The organism is Streptomyces sp. GLSS-08 (genome assembly GCF_056387915.1).
Genome location: NZ_JBWJAQ010000032.1, coordinates 17,628 through 33,027, shown reverse-complemented (window position 1 = coordinate 33,027; position 15,400 = coordinate 17,628). Strand labels below are relative to the sequence as shown.

Genomic DNA, 15,400 nt, shown 5'->3' with positions numbered 1-15,400 from the left:
CCCGACATGACCGAGGTCGTCGGCAGCCACGACATCCTGCTGGTCACCCTCGACACCCTGCGCCACGACGTGGCCGTCGAGCTGGCGGCGGCGGGCCGTATCCCGAACCTGGCCCGCCATCTCCCGGGCGGTCGCTGGGAGAAGCGCCACGCGCCGGGCAGCTTCACCTACGCCTCCCACCAGGCGATGTTCGCGGGGTTCCTGCCGACCCCCGCCTCCCCCGGGCCTCATCCACGGCTGTTCGCGGCGAGTTTCGCGGGCAGCGAGACCACCACCGAGGGGACCTTCGTCTTCGACACCCCGGATCTGGTGTCCGGCCTCGCCGGGGCCGGCTACCACACCGTGTGCGTCGGGGGTGTGGGCTTCTTCAACAAGCGGGGCCCGCTCGGCTCGGTGCTGCCCGGCCTCTTCCACGAGTCCCACTGGGAACCGGACTTCGGCGTCACCTCACCCCACTCCTTCGAGAACCAGATCGCCCGCGTGGCGCAGGTAGTCGCTCAACTCCCCGCCGAGCAACGGCTGTTCCTGTTCGTGAACGTCTCCGCCCTGCACCAGCCGAACTGGTTCCACCTGCCCGGCGCGACCCGCGAGGACGGAGACACCCGCAAGACGCACGCCGCCGCACTGGAGTACGTGGACCGGCACATCGGCCGGCTCTTCGCCGTCGCGAGCAGCCGGCGCCGGTGCTTCGCCGTCGTCTGCTCCGACCACGGCACCGCCTATGGCGACGACGGCTACACCGGCCACCGCCTGGGTCACGAGTCCGTGTGGACCGTGCCGTACGCCCACTTCTTCCTCGACCCCGCCGAGGCCACCGTATGAATACAGCGCAGCTGACCAGCCCGTACCAGCACTACGTCTACGCCTATCCCCACAAGACCGCCTACCGCGGACTGCCCGACCGTCCGGCGCTCGCCTCCCTCTGGGCGGACGAGCCGAAGGACGCCCTCTCCCTCTACCTGCACATACCGTTCTGCGAGGTCCGCTGCGGCTTCTGCAACCTCTTCACCCGGATCGGCGCGCCCGACGGCCTGACCGGCGCCTACCTCGACGCCCTGGAACGACAGGCGGACGCCGTACGGGACGCGCTGGGACAGGAGGGTCAAGTCCGGTTCGCCACCGCGGCCTTCGGCGGCGGCACGCCGACCTTCCTCACCGCGGCCGAGCTGGAGCGCCTGTGCGACATCGCCGAGCACCGCATGGGCGCCGACCTGCGCGCCGTCCCGCTGTCGGTGGAGGCCTCGCCCGCCACGGCCACCGCCGACCGCCTGGCCGTGCTGGCGGAGCGCGGTACCACCCGGCTGAGCCTGGGCGTCCAGAGCTTCGTCGACTCCGAGGCCCGGGCCGCCGTACGTCCGCAGCGCCGCGCCGACGTCGAGGCCGCCCTCGCCCGCATCCGTGACGCCCGCGTCCCGGTCCTCAACATCGACCTCATCTACGGCATCGACGGCCAGACCGAGCGGACCTGGCGCCACTCCCTGGACGCGGCGCTCGCCTGGCGGCCCGAGGAGCTCTACCTCTACCCGCTCTACGTCCGCCCGCTGACCGGCCTCGGCCGCCGCGGCGAGGAAGGCCGGCCCGACCCGGCCTGGGACGAGCAGCGGCTGCGCCTGTACCGCGCGGGCCGCGACCACCTCCTCGCCCACGGTTACACGCAGCAGTCGATGCGCATGTTCCGCCGTACCGACGCCCCGCGGCAGGGCGCCGACGACTACGCCTGCCAGACCGACGGCATGATCGGCCTGGGCTGCGGTGCCCGTTCCTACACCTCCGCCGTGCACTATTCGTTCGACTACGCCGTCGGCATGCACGAGATCCGCGGCATCATCGACGGGTACGTCACCGCGACCGACTTCACCCGCGCCGAGGTCGGTTACCGCATGGACGGCCAGGAGACCCGCCGCCGCCACCTGCTGCAGTCGCTGCTCCAGGCCGAGGGCCTCGCCGTCGACGACTACCGCGCTTGCTTCGGCAGCTCCCCCGACGACGACTTCGGCCCCGAACTCACCCGTCTGGCCGACCGCGGCTGGCTGAGCGACACCGGCGCCGCCGGTCTGCGCCTCACCCCGGAGGGTCTGGCCCACTCCGACGCCGTCGGCCCGGAGCTGTTCTCGCCGGCCGTGCGGGCCGCCATGGCCGCCTACGCGAGGAAGTGACCGGCTCACCATGGACCTGACCGTCCTCTACCGGGGCCCGCTCGCCTCCTGCGACTACGACTGCCCCTACTGCCCGTTCGCCAAGCGGCGCGACTCCACCGCCGGGCTGCGCGCCGACCGCGCCGCCCTGGAACGCTTCGCCGGGTGGGCCGCCGCCCGCACCGACGACCGGCTCTCCCTCCTCTTCACCCCCTGGGGCGAGGGCCTGGTCCGCTCCTGGTACCGGAACACCCTCGCGGAACTGTCCCGCCTGCCGCACATCCGCAGGGTGGCCATCCAGACCAACCTCAGCTGCCGCACCGACTGGCTCACCGAGGCCGACACCGACACCCTCGCCCTGTGGTGCACCTACCACCCGGGCCAGACCCCCTACGACCGCTTCCTCACCAAGTGCCGCGACCTGGCCGACCGCGGTGTCCGCTTCAGCGTCGGCGTCGTCGGCCTGCCCGAACACCTGGAAGCGGCCCGCCGTCTGCGCGCCGATCTGCCGGCCCACGTGTACCTGTGGATCAACGCCGCCGAGGGCCGCACCTACCAGGACGCCGAGGCCGGGCGGTGGACCGCGCTCGACCCCCTGTTCCCCTACAGCCGCGACCCGCACGCCAGCGCCGGGCTGCCCTGCCGCACCGGCGAGTCCGTGATCTCGGTCGACGGCGACGGCACCGTCCGCCGCTGCCACTTCGTCCGTACGGAACTGGGAAACCTCTACGACGGTTCCTACCGCGCCGCCCTGCGCCCCCGCCCGTGTCCCCTGGCCGCCTGCGACTGCCACATCGGATACGTCCATCTCGAGACCCTGCCGCTGTACGACGTCTTCGCGGGCGGCGTCCTGGAACGCGTCCCGGCCGCCCCGCCGGAGCGGCTTGTGCCGCTCGGCGGCCGCGGGTCGCGGCGCGCGCGGTGAGCGCGGTGAGCGCGGTGAGCGCGCCCGCACAGACGTGAGCGGTGCGTGTGGTCCCGTCCGGGCGAGCGCCCCGATCGACCAGGTGGCCGCCGTCCACTCCACTGTCCGCAGTACGCAGGGGCGGCGGCCATTGCCGACACCTCGTTGATCATGCCACCACCTGTGGCATTCACCTGAGTATCGTCCAACGTCCGCCCTCTGCCGGGAGATTCACCCCGGCCGGCGGTGCCCGGCGGGTGGACTCCCGAAGGCGTTCTCCGCCTGTGGTTAGAGACGGCAATCATCCGGCCGCCCGAGGACCGCGTCGTGCTCCGGGCCATAGTCTCGAACACATCGGGAAGGCGACCGGCCTCGATTCGACCAGCGGTTCTTCCGCGCTGCGCCGTGCTCCGCCCTCCCGCTCCAGTCTGCGGGCGCACCACGTCCGCTTCTACAGGAATCCCGGGGGATCTCCCATGTCCAAGCGTGTTCTCGTCCCGTCGCTCATCGGTGTCGTTGCCGTCGGCGGAGTAGCCGCCGGTGGGCTCGCCCTGGCCTCGAGCGCCACGGAGCCGACCCTGGCCAACGGCTCGGCCCACTACGTCGCGCCGGCCGCCGGCAGCAGCGGCTCGCTCACCTTCACGGCGGACGTGCGGGACAACTCGGGCGTCCGGGGCCTCAAGGTCCTGGCATGGGCCGCGAGTTCGAAGCTCGACCCGACGGAGGCGGAGTTGCGGTACACGGACGACGCCACGTGCCGCAGCACCTCGGACGGCACCTCCCGCTGCACCTACACGCTGAAGGTCACGAAGAAGGAGGCGGCCGATCTGAGCCGGGGCACCTGGTACGTCTCGGCGCTGGCAACGGCGAACGACGAGGACACGGTGTTCGTTCCCCGCGCCGCCACCTTCGACGTCAAGGGCTGACCCGCCATCGCGCCCGGGCACCCCAGAGGTGTCCGGGCAGCAGCGCGGCGACAACCCCGGAACCCGATACGCGCGGCCGCCCGAGGCGCTCCACCACTCCCCGATCGTCGAGGATCCCACGATGCAGCCGACGCCACAGCCCGGTTCAGACAGGGCGGGATGGGACTTCGAGTTGCTGGGTCCGCTGGTGGTACGGCGGAGGGGCACGGTGCTGGATCCCGGCCGGCGCAAACAGCGGCTGCTGCTGATCCGGCTGCTGCTCGCCGACGGTCGGGCGGTCGCTCCGGAGATGCTGTGCGCGGAGCTGTGGCCGGAGCGGCCGGGACGGGCACCGGGCGGGGCGACGGCCTCTCTGCACGCCCACGTCAGCAAGGTCCGCGCGGTCCTGGAACCCCAGCACCTGCGCGCGGGGGGCACCTTCCGGGTACTGGTCACCGAACCCGCCGGCTATGCCCTGCGCGTCCCGTCCGAGAGCCGGGACACCGTGCGCTTCGAGCGGGCCGTCGCCCGTACGCACCGACTGCTGGAGCAGGGGCGGCCCGCGGACGTGGTGCAGGAGGCCGAGCGGGCCCTGGGCATGTGGCGCGGTGCCGCACTCGCCGACGCCACGCATCAGCTGTTCGCCGCCCAGGAGGTCACACGCCTGGAGGAACTGCGGCAGACCACCCGGGAGACCCGCACGACCGCGCTGCTCCTGAGCGGACGGATACCGCAAGCTGTGGAGGCGGCGCGGGAACTGACGGCGCGGCACCCGCTGCGGGAGACCGGCTGGGCCCTTCTGCTGCGGGCCCTGTACCTGGCCGGCCGCCACCCCGAGGCCCTGCAGCGTTACGCGGACCTGCGCGGGCACCTCGCCGACGAACTCGGCCTCGAACCCGGCCCCCCACTGCGCGCCCTGCACGACGGCATCCTCCGCCACGACCTGCCGCCCCTGCTGCTGTCCCCACCCGGGGGCACGGCTGAGGCGGCGGGCCCGCCGGCCGGTACGACTGCAACCGGCTGTTCAGGCAGGGCTCGCTGCCCGAATTCGGCCCCGGCTCGCAAACCGCGGGCGCCGTCCCGGAGGAACTCATCCCCGCCGAGCAGGTGGACCGGTGGTTCGACGTCGAACGCCGGACACTGAAGGCCGGTGAGCGGTACGAGCGCCCCGCGACGGACATGCCCGGCGGCGTCTGCGGGCCCCTGGCGGCCGGTCGCACACGTGCCGCAGAGGTGCGGGCGGCGGACGCCTCCGCGTCCGCCGCATCCGTCACCGGCGAGAGTGACCGACCGCCCGTGGGTCACTTGGCCAGGAAGGCGAGCAGGGCGTCGGTGACCTCCTGGGCGTGGGTCCACAGCAGGCCGTGCGGGGCGCCCTCGACGACGACGTACTCGGCCTGCGGAAGCGCCCGGCGGAACGGCTCGGCGGTGGCCTCGATCGGCAGGATGCGGTCGGCGGTGCCGTGCAGGATCAGCGTGGGTACGTCGATCTTGGGGAGGTCCGTGCGGAAGTCGGTGGTCCAGGTTGCCACGCACGCCAGGGAGGCATACCAGGAGGCGCCGGCGGCGACGTTCCAGCTGTTGCGGACGGCCTCCTCGCTGATCCGGGTGCCGAGGTTCTCGTCAAGGTTGTAGAAGTCCTGGTAGAACGCGGTGAAGTAGGCGTAGCGGTCGGTGGTGACGGCCTGCTTGATGCCCTCGAACACCTCCCCGTCGACGCCTTCGGGGTTGTCGTCGGTCTTGAGCAGGAACGGTTCCAGGGAGGCGAGGAAGGCGGCCTTGGCGATGCGGGCGGAGCCGTGGGTGCCCAGGTAGCGGCCGACTTCGCCGGTGCCCATGGAGAAGCCGACGAGGACGGCTTCGTGCAGGTCCAGCGTCTCCAGGACGGTGTTCAGGTCGGCGGCGAAGGTGTCGTAGTCGTAGCCGGTGGTGGGCCGGCTGGACCGGCCGAAGCCGCGTCGGTCGTAGGTGATGACGCGGTAGCCGGCCTGGAGCAGGGCGGCGGACTGCTTTTCCCAGGAGTGTCCGTCGAGGGGGTAGCCGTGGATGAGCACGACCGGCTGCCCGGTGCCGTGGTCCTCGTAGTAGAGGTCGATGGAGGCGGAGTTCTCCTGGCCAACGGTGATGAACGGCATGGTGGTTGTCGCCTTTCGGTGGGTTCGCGTCTGGTGGTGACAGTGGTGGGTGACGGTCACGTCACGGCTTACGGGAGATGGCGGGACGGGAACGGGGGTGGGGCGGGCTGCCGGTCGCGCCGGTCAGCGAACCGTCCGGGCCGCCCTGTCGACGATGCGGGTCACGGCGTCGGGGCGTGAGACGGACACCGCGTGTGACGCGTCGATCTCCGTCGTGCGCGCGTGCGCCCGGACCGACATGAAGCGCTGGGCGGCCACGGGGATGTTGCGGTCCTCGGTGGTGACGAGCGACCAGGAGGGGATCGTCTTCCACGCGGCCCGCGTGGACTTCTCCTCCAGCGCGGCGCCGGCGATCGGACGCTGCCCGGTGGCCATGAGCCGCGCCTTGTCCGTCGGCACGTCCGCGGCGAACTGCTGGTGGAACTTGTCCGGCGCGATGTAGACGTCGGTGCCCTGACTACCGTCCGGCAGGGTGTAGTTCACCGATTCGACCGCCTGGCCGAGGGTGCTGCCGGGGAACTTGTTCGTCAGCCCGAGCGAGCTCTCGCCGGAGTCGGGCAGGAACGCCGCGATGTAGACGAGCGCCTTGACCTTGTCCTCCAGTCCGGCGGCGGCCTGACTGATGACAGTGCCGCCGTAGGAGTGGCCGACGAGGACAACGGGCCCGTCGATGTGGTCGACGACGCTGCGCAGGTAGGCGGCGTCGTTCGACGGGCCGCGCAGCGGGTTGGCGGCGGCGACCACCGGGTAGCCGGCGCTCTGCAGTCGCTTGACGACGCCGTCCCAGCTCGCGGCGTCGGCGAACGCCCCGTGCTCCAGCACGATCGTCGGCCGCTCCTGGTGCCGGGGCGCGGCCCCGGCCACACCGGGAAGGGTGACAGCCGTGACGGACAGGCCCACGGCCGCGAAGGCACCGAACAGGGCGAACCTGCGGCTCGGGCGAGGCAGGCGGGTGGTGCGCATCGTGAACGTCCTTTGCTTGACATGGTGGTCTTGGTGGAGAGGGTTGAAGGGGGTTCTCCGGACGGAGGCGGCGGGGCATCCGTCGCGGAGACCCCGCACCGTGAATCTCGGGGCGGGCGTCCACTTTCCGTGAACGCACGGGAGACGCAGCGGTTCATTCACAGGACGCGGCGGGTCAGCGGATCTGCAGGATGTACAGCGTCGCGTTGAGCCCCTCGACATCCCTGATGCTCGACCACTTGGACATGGTCTTCACCTTGTCGCCCAGCACCATCTCGATGTTGTTGTCGCCGGAGGTGATCCTCGAGACGTGGGGAAGCTGGGGGGCTATGACACCCGCGTTGGCGAAGCACGCGGTCTTGCCACCGTCGTACCAGACCTTGACGAAGTCCGTCCGGTCGCCGCAGCCCGTCTGACTGGTCGCGGCGGCCGAGAAGGCGGGCAGAAGAGCCGTCATGGCTCCCGCCGCCACGACGAGCGCGATGCGCGTGATGGAGCGCTTCATTGGTGGAGCTTTCCTTCCGTGGAGTGCGGTGCGGTGGTGACCCGTTCACCGTGCAGTGGACTTCTTCTCTCCGCGGGCGCCGCTCGCGCCGCGACCGTCCCCGCGGTGAGCGGCGGCACGGGTTGTGCGCCCGGCCGAGGGAGTTTTGGGCCGGGCGCGACGAGGCGCTTCGGGTACGCAGCGGAGCACCCACCGCCAAGAACGGCGCCGGACGGCATCCGGTTCACCGCTCACAGAAGCTCGCCGGTTTTCTCCGGACGCGGACCCGCGGTGAAGGCGCGACAAGAAGACGACAAGGTTTGGCCAAGGCGATTCCAAGAGTGTTGGCCCCGCGCTCCCGCCCGTGCGGGAGACACGTCACAGAACACTCGAACAGGATCGAGCTCCACCTATGAACGGGACCTTGGACGCGAGGATCGCCACCCCCGCTCCAAGCCGGGTGCATGCCCGGCACGCCGCGTCGGACACCGACTGCGACGCCTTCATGAAAGACCTCTACGACCAGTACGGGCCCGTGCTCCTCCGGTACGCCGCACGGCTGCTGGACGGCGACTGGCACAGGGCGGAGGACATCCTCCAGGAGGCAGCGGCCCGCGCCTGGAAGCATGCCGGGTTCCTGGGCACCCGCGGCGAACACATACGGCCATGGCTGTTCACGGTGGTCAGGAATCTGGTCGTCGACCACCACCGGGCTCGTCGGATCCGCCCGCTGGACCTCATGCCGGGCGAGGAGTTGGACGCCGCCTGGGACGGCACGGACTCCACCCTCACCTCCCACGTGGTAATCGAGGCGCTGCGGGATCTCAACGAGCAGCAGCGGACCGTCATCCAGCTCATGTACTACCTGGAGTGCAGCGTGGCCCAGGCCGCGGAGCACCTCGGCATCCCACCCGGCACCGTCAAGAGCCGCGCCTTCTACGCGATGCGGGCCCTGCGCAAGTCGCTGGCGGGACGGGGCGTACTCGGTGCATGACCATCGACAGACCGTGAAGGGGAGACCCATGGGTGCTGGTTCTGCACCCCAGGTAAGAGAACCGGCTCCGCCTCCAGCCGGAGGACCGCCACTCACCTGCGGCCATAGTCTTGGCCGGTCATGAACCGAACCGATGACCGGTTGCTCCCGGTCCTGCTGTTCTGCGCCCAGGCCGCGGTGTGGCCCGGGGCAGTACTGATCCGTGGAACCATCCCGACGGGGTCCGCCCTTCTCGTGGCGACCCTCGTCTGCGGACTGGTGACGGCCGCCCTCTCTCTTCGGCGATCGAGGCCGGTGATCACCCTCGTCGCGGTCGCCGCCGCCTGTGCGCTGGGCGCCGGCCCGCTGCCCACCGGGGCGGCGGCGGTCCTGGGGACGGCGGGCGTCGCCCTGGCCCTGTTCACCGTGGCCGCCGAACGGGGCACCTTCACCGCGCTGTTGTGCGTGGTGGCACTCTCGGTCTGGCAGACCCTGTACAACCTCAGCCTGCACGGGCTCAGCGACCACGACGGCCTCGACCTCGCTCTGACGGCCGTGTTGTACCTCGGCGCGTGTGCCGCCGGACTGCTGGTGCGGCGAACCCGCCGTGAGCGGCGAGCCGCGGAACAGCGGTCGCGGCGGGCCGAACTCGAGCGCCACCGCCTTCCGGAGGCCGAACGGCGCCGGATGGAACGCGAGTTGCACGACGTCAGCGCTCACCATCTGACGGCCGTCGTCGTCACAGCGGGCGCGGCGCTCGGACTGCGCGACCGGCGTCCCGAGATGACCGGCGAGGCTCTCCGGTTCGCCGCCGAGACAGGCCGTGAGGTCACCCGGGCGCTCGGCGCGGTGCGGGCGCCGGCGCCCTCTCATGAGCCGCTCCCGTCGCCGAGGGAGCAACTGCTCGGTCTGGTCGCCGGGTTCTCCCGCCTCGGCCGGCGTGTGGAGCACGAGATCGAGCCGCTGCCGGAGGGCGCCGTCGCGGACGCGGCGTACGGCATCGTGCGCGAGGCGCTGACCAACGTGGCACGGCACGCGCCCGGTGCCCCCACCACCGTGACGTGCCGGTACGGTGACGCCCGCACGGAAGTCGTGATCGCGAGCGCGGCGCCGCCGGCGGGGTCGGCGGCGCACGGCGCGGGCCTCGGGTCCGGACGCGGTCAGGGCTTTCTGCGGTCGCGGGCACGGGAGGCGGGCGGCACCCTGACCAGCGGTCCGACGGCGGAGGGTGGTTGGGAGGTACGTGCGGTCCTGCCGGGCCGGGTCGCCGCCGCCTCGGTACGGCGGTCGGTCCCGTGGCGGTACCGTCTCGCGCAGGTGACGGCCGCCGCCGGTCTCGTCCTGCAGCCGTTGCTTCCCTCGCTGGTCGTCCACAAGGGGTCCGTCCCGGGCGGGCATCAGGTGTCAGCAGGTGTGTTCTTCGCGTTGCTGGCCGCGGCGCAGGCACTCGCACTGCTGTGGCTGCGCCGGGCGCCGGGCGTGGCCCAGGGCGTGGTGTGCGCACTGGCTCTGCTCTGGCCGATGGCGATGGCCATGGGCGGATACACCGGCTGGGTGCTCCTGCCGCCCCTCCTGAGCATGGTCGCCACCTGTGCGACGGTCGCCTCCGCAGCGGCATTCGGGGCCGCCTCCGGCCAGTACGACGGCGCGGGCCGCCGGCGGCCGCTGCTGCAGGCCGGCCCGGTCGTCGCCGTGCTCGTGCACGCGGTGGCCACGACCGCCGCCGTTCTGCAACGGGGCACGGCCGTCTCCGTCCCGGTCCTCGTCGCGGGGGCGGCGGTCCAGGCGGCCCTGGCGGTCGGTGCGGCACACTGGGGCGGGACCCTGTGGGGGCGCCGCCGCCGGGCCGCCCGGGGCGCGCTGGCGAAGAGCCTCGCGGCCTGGACCGAGGAAGCGGTACGGGACGCGTGGGCCGAGCGCCGCCGGATCGCCACCGGGCTCGAGACCACGGTCCTCGCGCGCACCGCCGACATGGTCGCGCAGGCGGAGGCGGGCCGGCTCGACCAGGTCGCCGAACGCGCCCGCGAGGCACTCGGCGCGATGCGTGCCCTGCTCGACACGGTCCGGGACGCCGGGGCGACGCCCGCGCTGCGGCCGCAGCCCACCCTCCAGGCTCTCGACCTCCTCGCCCACCAGATCAGAGCCACCGGCCGCGACGTCGGGATACGGCTGACCGACCGCCTGCCGAGACGGCTGCCCACCCCTGTGGACCTGGCCGCCTACCATGCCTGCGAAACGATGTTGGCGGCCGGCGGCGCGGAGCCGATGGTGGTGTCGCTCGACGCGGACGACACCGCGTTGACGCTCACGGCGACCGGCGTGCCGGACAGCGGCCGTTCCGCCCTGTGTGAGCGGTTGGCGGCGCGGGCCGCGGTGATCGGCGGAACTCTCACCACCGGCCCGTCGGGCCCGGTGGGCGTCCGGCTGCCGCTGACCGCGGCACCGGAGGTGCGGCAGGACGACGAGGAGAAACAAGGATGAGCGTCAGCGTGCTGGTCGTCGACGACCAGGGGATCGTACGGGCGGGGTTCGCCGCCGTGATCGACGCCGAGGAGGACCTGACGGTCGTCGGCGAGGCCGCCGACGGTGCCGAAGCGGTGCGCCTCGCCGAGGAACTGGCGCCGGACGTGGTCCTCATGGACGTCCGCATGCCCGAACTGGACGGCATCGCCGCCACCCAGATCATCACCGGGCGCCCCGACGCACCCCGCGTCCTGGTACTCACCACCTTCGACCTCGACGCGTACGTCTTCGACGCGCTGCGCGCCGGAGCCTCCGGGTTCCTCCTCAAGGACGTACACGCCGGCGAGTTGCTGCACGGCATCCGGGTGGTGGCCACCGGTGAGAGCGTCCTCGCTCCGTCCGCGACCCGCCGGCTCATCGGCCACTACGCGTCAAGGCCGGGCGCGACACCCCCGGGCGGCACCCCTCCCCGGGAGCTGAACAGTCTCACCGGCCGCGAACACAGCGTCCTGACCCTGATCGCCGCCGGACTCACCAACGCGGAGATCGGCGAGCATCTCGGCATCACCGTCGGCACCGTGAAGTCCCATGTCAACGCCCTGTTGCGCAAGCTCGGACTGCGCGACCGGGTGCAGGCGACGATCCTCGCCTACGATCTGGGCCTCGCCCAGCCGAACCCTCCCCTCTCCCCCGCCTGACCGCCCGCGGGCCGCCGTGCCCGCCCCTCCCGAAAGCCGCCGCACGGAGATCGCGCTATACGGCGAGTCCGCATGGCGGCCACCATCGTCCAGGAGTCCCGCCACCATGACCGGTCCAGGCCCTTCCCTTCTTCACCGGGTGTTCCGCCCCCTCGGCCACGTCGCCGCCCGCGTCTACCTCGTTGTCTGTGCCCTCCTGTTCGGGTGGGCCCTGTTGGCCGCCTCCGAGGGGTCCATGGCAATGGTCATACCGCTGCTCGGCACCGTCCCGTCCGGTCTCGTACTGCTCCTCGTCCTGCCCGAAGGCACGGCGACGTTCTGCCTCTCCATCGTTCTCGGAACGCTCATCAACGCCATGGTCATCGGCTGGTGCGCCCGGGCACTGCGTCGCGGAATCAACCCGGACACGGCACCCTGAAGCGTGCACCCACGATCCGGTCGGGGCCGGGTCGGCCGTGCTGGTCGCGGACGCTCGGCGGCGCGATGTCCCGTCCGGACTGTCGCGTCCGACGACTACGCCGGGGTGTGCTCCGCGGCAGGCGGGAACGCGAACGACGAGGAGCCGTCGTGCCCGCCGCCGTGCGGCTCGCCTGTCGGCAGGGCGGCGAGCCGGTCCCGTACCTGCTGTGCGGTGTGGAGCAGCGACTGCCGTTCGGCGTCGTCGAGCGCACGGATCCAGTCCGCTCGCGCGGCCTCCCGGTCGCCCATGGCCAGACGGGTGTCGCCCATGCGCATCAGCACGCCGACGACGTTCCTGTGGTCCCCCAGTTCGCCGAACGCCGTCATCGCCAGCCGGTAGGTGGCCATCGCCTCCTCGTACCGGCCGAGCAGACGGAGCGCGTGGGCCAGAACGTCCCGGCCCTGAGCCTCCTGCCACGGTGTACCCAGACGCCGGAACAGGGCGATGGCCTCCTCGCTGTAGGCGAGGCTCCTCTCGGGCTGCCCCGTGTTGGAACGCAGCCAGGCGAGTTCGACGAGGCACTCGGCCATCCACAGTTCGTTCCCCGTCTCCCGGGACAGTGCAAGGCCTCGCTCGGAGAACGCCAGAGCCTCCTGGACCCGGCCGAACAGAAACAGCGCGCACGCCATGGCGTAGTGGGCGCAGGCCTGATCGAGGACCGTGCCGAGTTCCTCGAAGATCACGGTGGCGCGTTCCAGGTGGTCCACGGCCTGCTCCTGGTGGCCCAGATAGCCGTGGACGCTGCCGACGTGCCGCAGGTAACGTCCCTCGGCCAAGCGGTCACCCCGGCGCTGAGCCACCTCCAGGACGGGCGCCAGGGCTGCGATCGCCTCCGGCCAGTACTCCTGGCGGTTCAGATGCTCCTTCAACGACCAGGCCAGCCCGCTGACCCGGTCGTCCAGGCCGTGACTGACGGCGGTCTGCAGCAGGGCCCTCAGTACCTGATGTTCGGCGGCGAACCACCGCCCCACCTGCCCGGCGGTGGTGAGTTCCTCCGGGACGGCGCCTGCGGTCGGGGAGCCGAGGTCGAGTTCGGGCAGTGAGTCCCGCTTGAGCAGCCGGTTGCCGGCGTGCGCCGTGAACAGGTAGTGGTCCAGGACCCGGAGGGTGGCCGCGTGGCGTTCGTCGGTGGTGTCGTGAGTGTGGGTGAGTTCGCCGGCGTAGTCGCGGAGCAGGTCGTGCAGGGTGAACCGGCCGGGCAGGGGCTGTTCGACGAGGCAGGAGCGGGTGAGTGCGGCCAGCAGGCGCCGCGTTGCGGGGAGGGGGAGCCCGGCGAGGCCGGCGGCGGCCGGGGCGGTGATGTGGGGTCCGGGGTGGAGGGCGAGGAGGCGGAAGAGGCGGGCGGCGGATGCGTCCAGGGACCGGTAGGACCAGGAGAACGCGGCCCGGACGTCGGTGGTGGTGTCGAAGCCGGTGAACGCGTCGAGGCCGCCGTGGGCCTGGCGCAGGTCGTCGGCGACGGCGTGGAGGGGGAAGGCGGGGTCGAGTTCGGCGGCGGCGGCGACCACGGCGAGTGCCAGGGGCAGCCGTCCGCACAGCCGGACGATGTCGCAGGCCGCGGCGGGCTCGGCGGCCAGGCGTTCGGCTCCCAGCCTCCGCGCCAGCGTCTCGTGGGCCTCGGCCTGCGAGGGCAGCGGGAGGGACAGGAACCTGGCTCCGTCGGCCGCGATCAGGCCCGGGAGCCGGTTGCGGCTGGTGACCAGGGTGAGGCAGCCGGCTTCTGCGGGCAGCAGGGGACGGACCTGTTGCTCGTCGCGGGCGTTGTCCAGGACGAGCAGGACGCGCCGGCCGGTCAGCAGGCTGCGGAAGAGCGCGCTGCGGGCGGGGGTGTCCTCGGGAATGCGCTGGGCGGGAACGCCGAGGGCGGTGAGGAAGCCGTGCAGGGCGTCACCCGGTTCCACGGCGGGTGCGTGCGGGTGGTGCCCGCACAGATTGACGAAGAGCTGTCCGTCGGGGAAGGAGGGGGCGATCCGGTGGGCGTGGTGGACGGCGAAGGTGGTCTTGCCTATGCCGGGAGCGCCCCCGATGACGACGACACGAGCACCGGCCGGTCCCGGCCGGCCGGACGCAGCGCTCACGGTGGACAGCCGCGCGCCTTCGGCCGTCCGGCCCGCGAACACCGCCAGATCACCCGGCAGTTGTGCCGGGCGCGTCACCGGGGGCAGCCCGTCCTCGTCAGCGTCGGCGGCGGGTACGCCGCTTGCGCCGGGGGGCTCCGTCGGATCGGGGGGCACACGGGTGGGGGTGCCGGACGGTGCCGGATCGGAGTGCGCGGTTCCATGGGGTGTACCGGCCGGCCGTGCTCCGCCGACCGCCGCGACGGCGTGCTGCTCCCGTGCCTCGTACCGCGTCGCCCCCTTCGGATCACCGCTGTCCGCGGTGGGGGCGGCCGGTCCCGGTTCCCGCGCGGTGACGGTGTCCGGCAGCAGCAGGGGCGGCAGGTCGTGGCGGAGGATGCCGTCGTGCAGGGCGCGCAGTGGGGGGCCGGGTTCGAGGCCGAGTTCGTCGGCGAGGTGCCCGCGCAGGTCCGCGTAACGCTGCAGGGCCTCGGGGTGGCGGCCGGCCAGGTACAGGGCCCGCAGCAGAAGGGCCCAGCCGGTCTCCCGCAGCGGGTGCCGCACCGTCAGTTCCCGCGCCGCCTCCACAGCCTCGGTGATCCGCCCGTCCAGGAGCAAGGAGGTGGTACGGATCTCCCAAGCGGTCTGCCGCAGTTCCTCCAGCCGTGCGATCTCCTGAGCGGCGAAGAGGTGATGTGCGGCGTCGGCGAGGGCCGCTCCGCGCCACATGTCCACGGCCCGGCCGACCGTCTCCAGGGCATGCCCGGGACGGCCGTGGCCCAGCGACCGGCGTGCGTCGGCGACGGCCCGCTCGAAGCGCACGGTGTCCCTGCTGCCGGGCGGGACGCTCAGGGCGTAGCCGGACGGTGTGGTGAGCAGTACGTCGAACGGCCGCGTTCCGCGTTGACGCCGAGGCTCCAGAATCGCGCGGACCTTGCTCACGTGGGCGTGCAAGGAAGCCATCGTTGCGCCCGGCGCCCGCCCCGTCTGCTGTGGCCACAGCTCCTCGCACAGCGTCTCGGGAGCGATCGCGTGGCCGTTGGCGATGAGCAGCCGGATCAGCAGCAACCGCTGCTTGCGCCGCCCCGGATCCAGTACCGCGCCCGCTCGCCGCACCACCAGCGGACCCAGCAACTCGAAGTCCAGCTGGTGTTCGGTATCCGCCACCGTTTTCCCCTGTTGTCCCTGCGGCGTCACACCTCGCACACCCGCGAACCCGCACC

General features: G+C 72.3%; 13 protein-coding genes. 9 read left to right on the top strand and 4 right to left on the bottom strand.

The features are described 5' to 3' along the window. The first annotated feature begins 6 nt into the window (after nucleotides 1-6). From AC0ZLC_RS32695 to AC0ZLC_RS32675, 5 genes are all read left to right on the top strand, one after another. Nucleotides 7-822 (top strand): STM4013/SEN3800 family hydrolase, encoded by an 816-nt coding sequence (locus tag AC0ZLC_RS32695; RefSeq protein WP_476755574.1) that lies wholly within the window; start codon nucleotides 7-9, stop codon nucleotides 820-822. Then, the gene (locus AC0ZLC_RS32690; RefSeq protein ID WP_476755556.1) at nucleotides 819-2,156 is read left to right on the top strand and encodes an STM4012 family radical SAM protein; all 1,338 of its coding nucleotides are present in this window, start codon (nucleotides 819-821) and stop codon (nucleotides 2,154-2,156) included. The genes AC0ZLC_RS32695 and AC0ZLC_RS32690 overlap by 4 nt, the downstream gene beginning before the upstream one ends. A 10-nt stretch (nucleotides 2,157-2,166) precedes the next feature. Beyond that, on the top strand, nucleotides 2,167-3,060 hold the full coding sequence (locus AC0ZLC_RS32685) for an STM4011 family radical SAM protein (protein WP_476755555.1): 894 nt from the start codon (nucleotides 2,167-2,169) through the stop codon (nucleotides 3,058-3,060). A gap of 455 nt (nucleotides 3,061-3,515) precedes the next feature. Continuing rightward, nucleotides 3,516-3,965: a DUF5707 domain-containing protein gene (locus AC0ZLC_RS32680; protein ID WP_476755554.1), complete on the top strand. Its 450-nt coding sequence runs from the start codon at nucleotides 3,516-3,518 to the stop codon at nucleotides 3,963-3,965. Between the two features lie 121 nt (nucleotides 3,966-4,086). Beyond that, nucleotides 4,087-5,088, top strand: coding sequence for an AfsR/SARP family transcriptional regulator (locus AC0ZLC_RS32675; RefSeq protein WP_476755553.1), 1,002 nt, complete (start codon nucleotides 4,087-4,089; stop codon nucleotides 5,086-5,088). A gap of 157 nt (nucleotides 5,089-5,245) precedes the next feature. Here the strand turns inward: AC0ZLC_RS32675 and AC0ZLC_RS32670 are convergent, their stop codons facing one another. The 3 genes from AC0ZLC_RS32670 to AC0ZLC_RS32660 form a co-directional block, all read right to left on the bottom strand. Then, a complete protein-coding gene (locus AC0ZLC_RS32670; protein ID WP_476755552.1) occupies nucleotides 5,246-6,079 on the bottom strand; it encodes an alpha/beta fold hydrolase in 834 nt (277 codons plus the stop codon). A 123-nt stretch (nucleotides 6,080-6,202) separates the two neighbouring features. Next, entirely contained in the window at nucleotides 6,203-7,042 is an 840-nt protein-coding gene (locus tag AC0ZLC_RS32665) for an alpha/beta fold hydrolase (protein WP_476755551.1), read from the bottom strand. A 175-nt stretch (nucleotides 7,043-7,217) separates the two neighbouring features. Then, the gene (locus AC0ZLC_RS32660; RefSeq protein ID WP_476755550.1) at nucleotides 7,218-7,547 is read right to left on the bottom strand and encodes a beta/gamma crystallin domain-containing protein; all 330 of its coding nucleotides are present in this window, start codon (nucleotides 7,545-7,547) and stop codon (nucleotides 7,218-7,220) included. 391 nt (nucleotides 7,548-7,938) lie between these two features. Between AC0ZLC_RS32660 and AC0ZLC_RS32655 the strand changes: the two genes are divergently transcribed. From AC0ZLC_RS32655 to AC0ZLC_RS32640, 4 genes are all read left to right on the top strand, one after another. Continuing rightward, nucleotides 7,939-8,520, top strand: a complete 582-nt coding sequence (locus AC0ZLC_RS32655; RefSeq protein ID WP_476755549.1) for a sigma-70 family RNA polymerase sigma factor — start codon at nucleotides 7,939-7,941, stop codon at nucleotides 8,518-8,520. A gap of 120 nt (nucleotides 8,521-8,640) precedes the next feature. Beyond that, a complete protein-coding gene (locus AC0ZLC_RS32650) occupies nucleotides 8,641-10,980 on the top strand; it encodes a sensor histidine kinase (protein ID WP_476755548.1) in 2,340 nt (779 codons plus the stop codon). Beyond that, nucleotides 10,977-11,660 (top strand): response regulator, encoded by a 684-nt coding sequence (locus tag AC0ZLC_RS32645; RefSeq protein ID WP_476755547.1) that lies wholly within the window; start codon nucleotides 10,977-10,979, stop codon nucleotides 11,658-11,660. Before AC0ZLC_RS32650 ends, AC0ZLC_RS32645 begins: the two co-directional genes overlap by 4 nt. Before the next feature lie 106 nt (nucleotides 11,661-11,766). Beyond that, nucleotides 11,767-12,078 carry an SCO4225 family membrane protein gene (locus tag AC0ZLC_RS32640; RefSeq protein ID WP_476755546.1) on the top strand — a complete coding sequence of 104 codons (312 nt, stop codon included), beginning with the start codon at nucleotides 11,767-11,769 and terminating at the stop codon, nucleotides 12,076-12,078. Between the two features lie 95 nt (nucleotides 12,079-12,173). On the opposite strand, the gene AC0ZLC_RS32635 is transcribed toward AC0ZLC_RS32640, so the two are convergent. Then, on the bottom strand, nucleotides 12,174-15,344 hold the full coding sequence (locus AC0ZLC_RS32635) for an AfsR/SARP family transcriptional regulator (RefSeq protein WP_476755545.1): 3,171 nt from the start codon (nucleotides 15,342-15,344) through the stop codon (nucleotides 12,174-12,176). Between the last annotated feature and the right edge of the window lie 56 nt (nucleotides 15,345-15,400).

Bases quoted from the DNA above. Each gene is read 5' to 3' on its own strand.
- AC0ZLC_RS32695 (WP_476755574.1), top strand. From the start codon at position 7: ATGACCGAGGTCGTCGGCAGCCACGACATCCTGCTGGTCACCCTCGAC.
- AC0ZLC_RS32690 (WP_476755556.1), top strand. From the start codon at position 819: ATGAATACAGCGCAGCTGACCAGCCCGTACCAGCACTACGTCTACGCC.
- AC0ZLC_RS32685 (WP_476755555.1), top strand. From the start codon at position 2,167: ATGGACCTGACCGTCCTCTACCGGGGCCCGCTCGCCTCCTGCGACTAC.
- AC0ZLC_RS32680 (WP_476755554.1), top strand. From the start codon at position 3,516: ATGTCCAAGCGTGTTCTCGTCCCGTCGCTCATCGGTGTCGTTGCCGTC.
- AC0ZLC_RS32675 (WP_476755553.1), top strand. From the start codon at position 4,087: ATGCAGCCGACGCCACAGCCCGGTTCAGACAGGGCGGGATGGGACTTC.
- AC0ZLC_RS32670 (WP_476755552.1), bottom strand. From the start codon at position 6,079: ATGCCGTTCATCACCGTTGGCCAGGAGAACTCCGCCTCCATCGACCTC.
- AC0ZLC_RS32665 (WP_476755551.1), bottom strand. From the start codon at position 7,042: ATGCGCACCACCCGCCTGCCTCGCCCGAGCCGCAGGTTCGCCCTGTTC.
- AC0ZLC_RS32660 (WP_476755550.1), bottom strand. From the start codon at position 7,547: ATGAAGCGCTCCATCACGCGCATCGCGCTCGTCGTGGCGGCGGGAGCC.
- AC0ZLC_RS32655 (WP_476755549.1), top strand. From the start codon at position 7,939: ATGAACGGGACCTTGGACGCGAGGATCGCCACCCCCGCTCCAAGCCGG.
- AC0ZLC_RS32650 (WP_476755548.1), top strand. From the start codon at position 8,641: ATGAACCGAACCGATGACCGGTTGCTCCCGGTCCTGCTGTTCTGCGCC.
- AC0ZLC_RS32645 (WP_476755547.1), top strand. From the start codon at position 10,977: ATGAGCGTCAGCGTGCTGGTCGTCGACGACCAGGGGATCGTACGGGCG.
- AC0ZLC_RS32640 (WP_476755546.1), top strand. From the start codon at position 11,767: ATGACCGGTCCAGGCCCTTCCCTTCTTCACCGGGTGTTCCGCCCCCTC.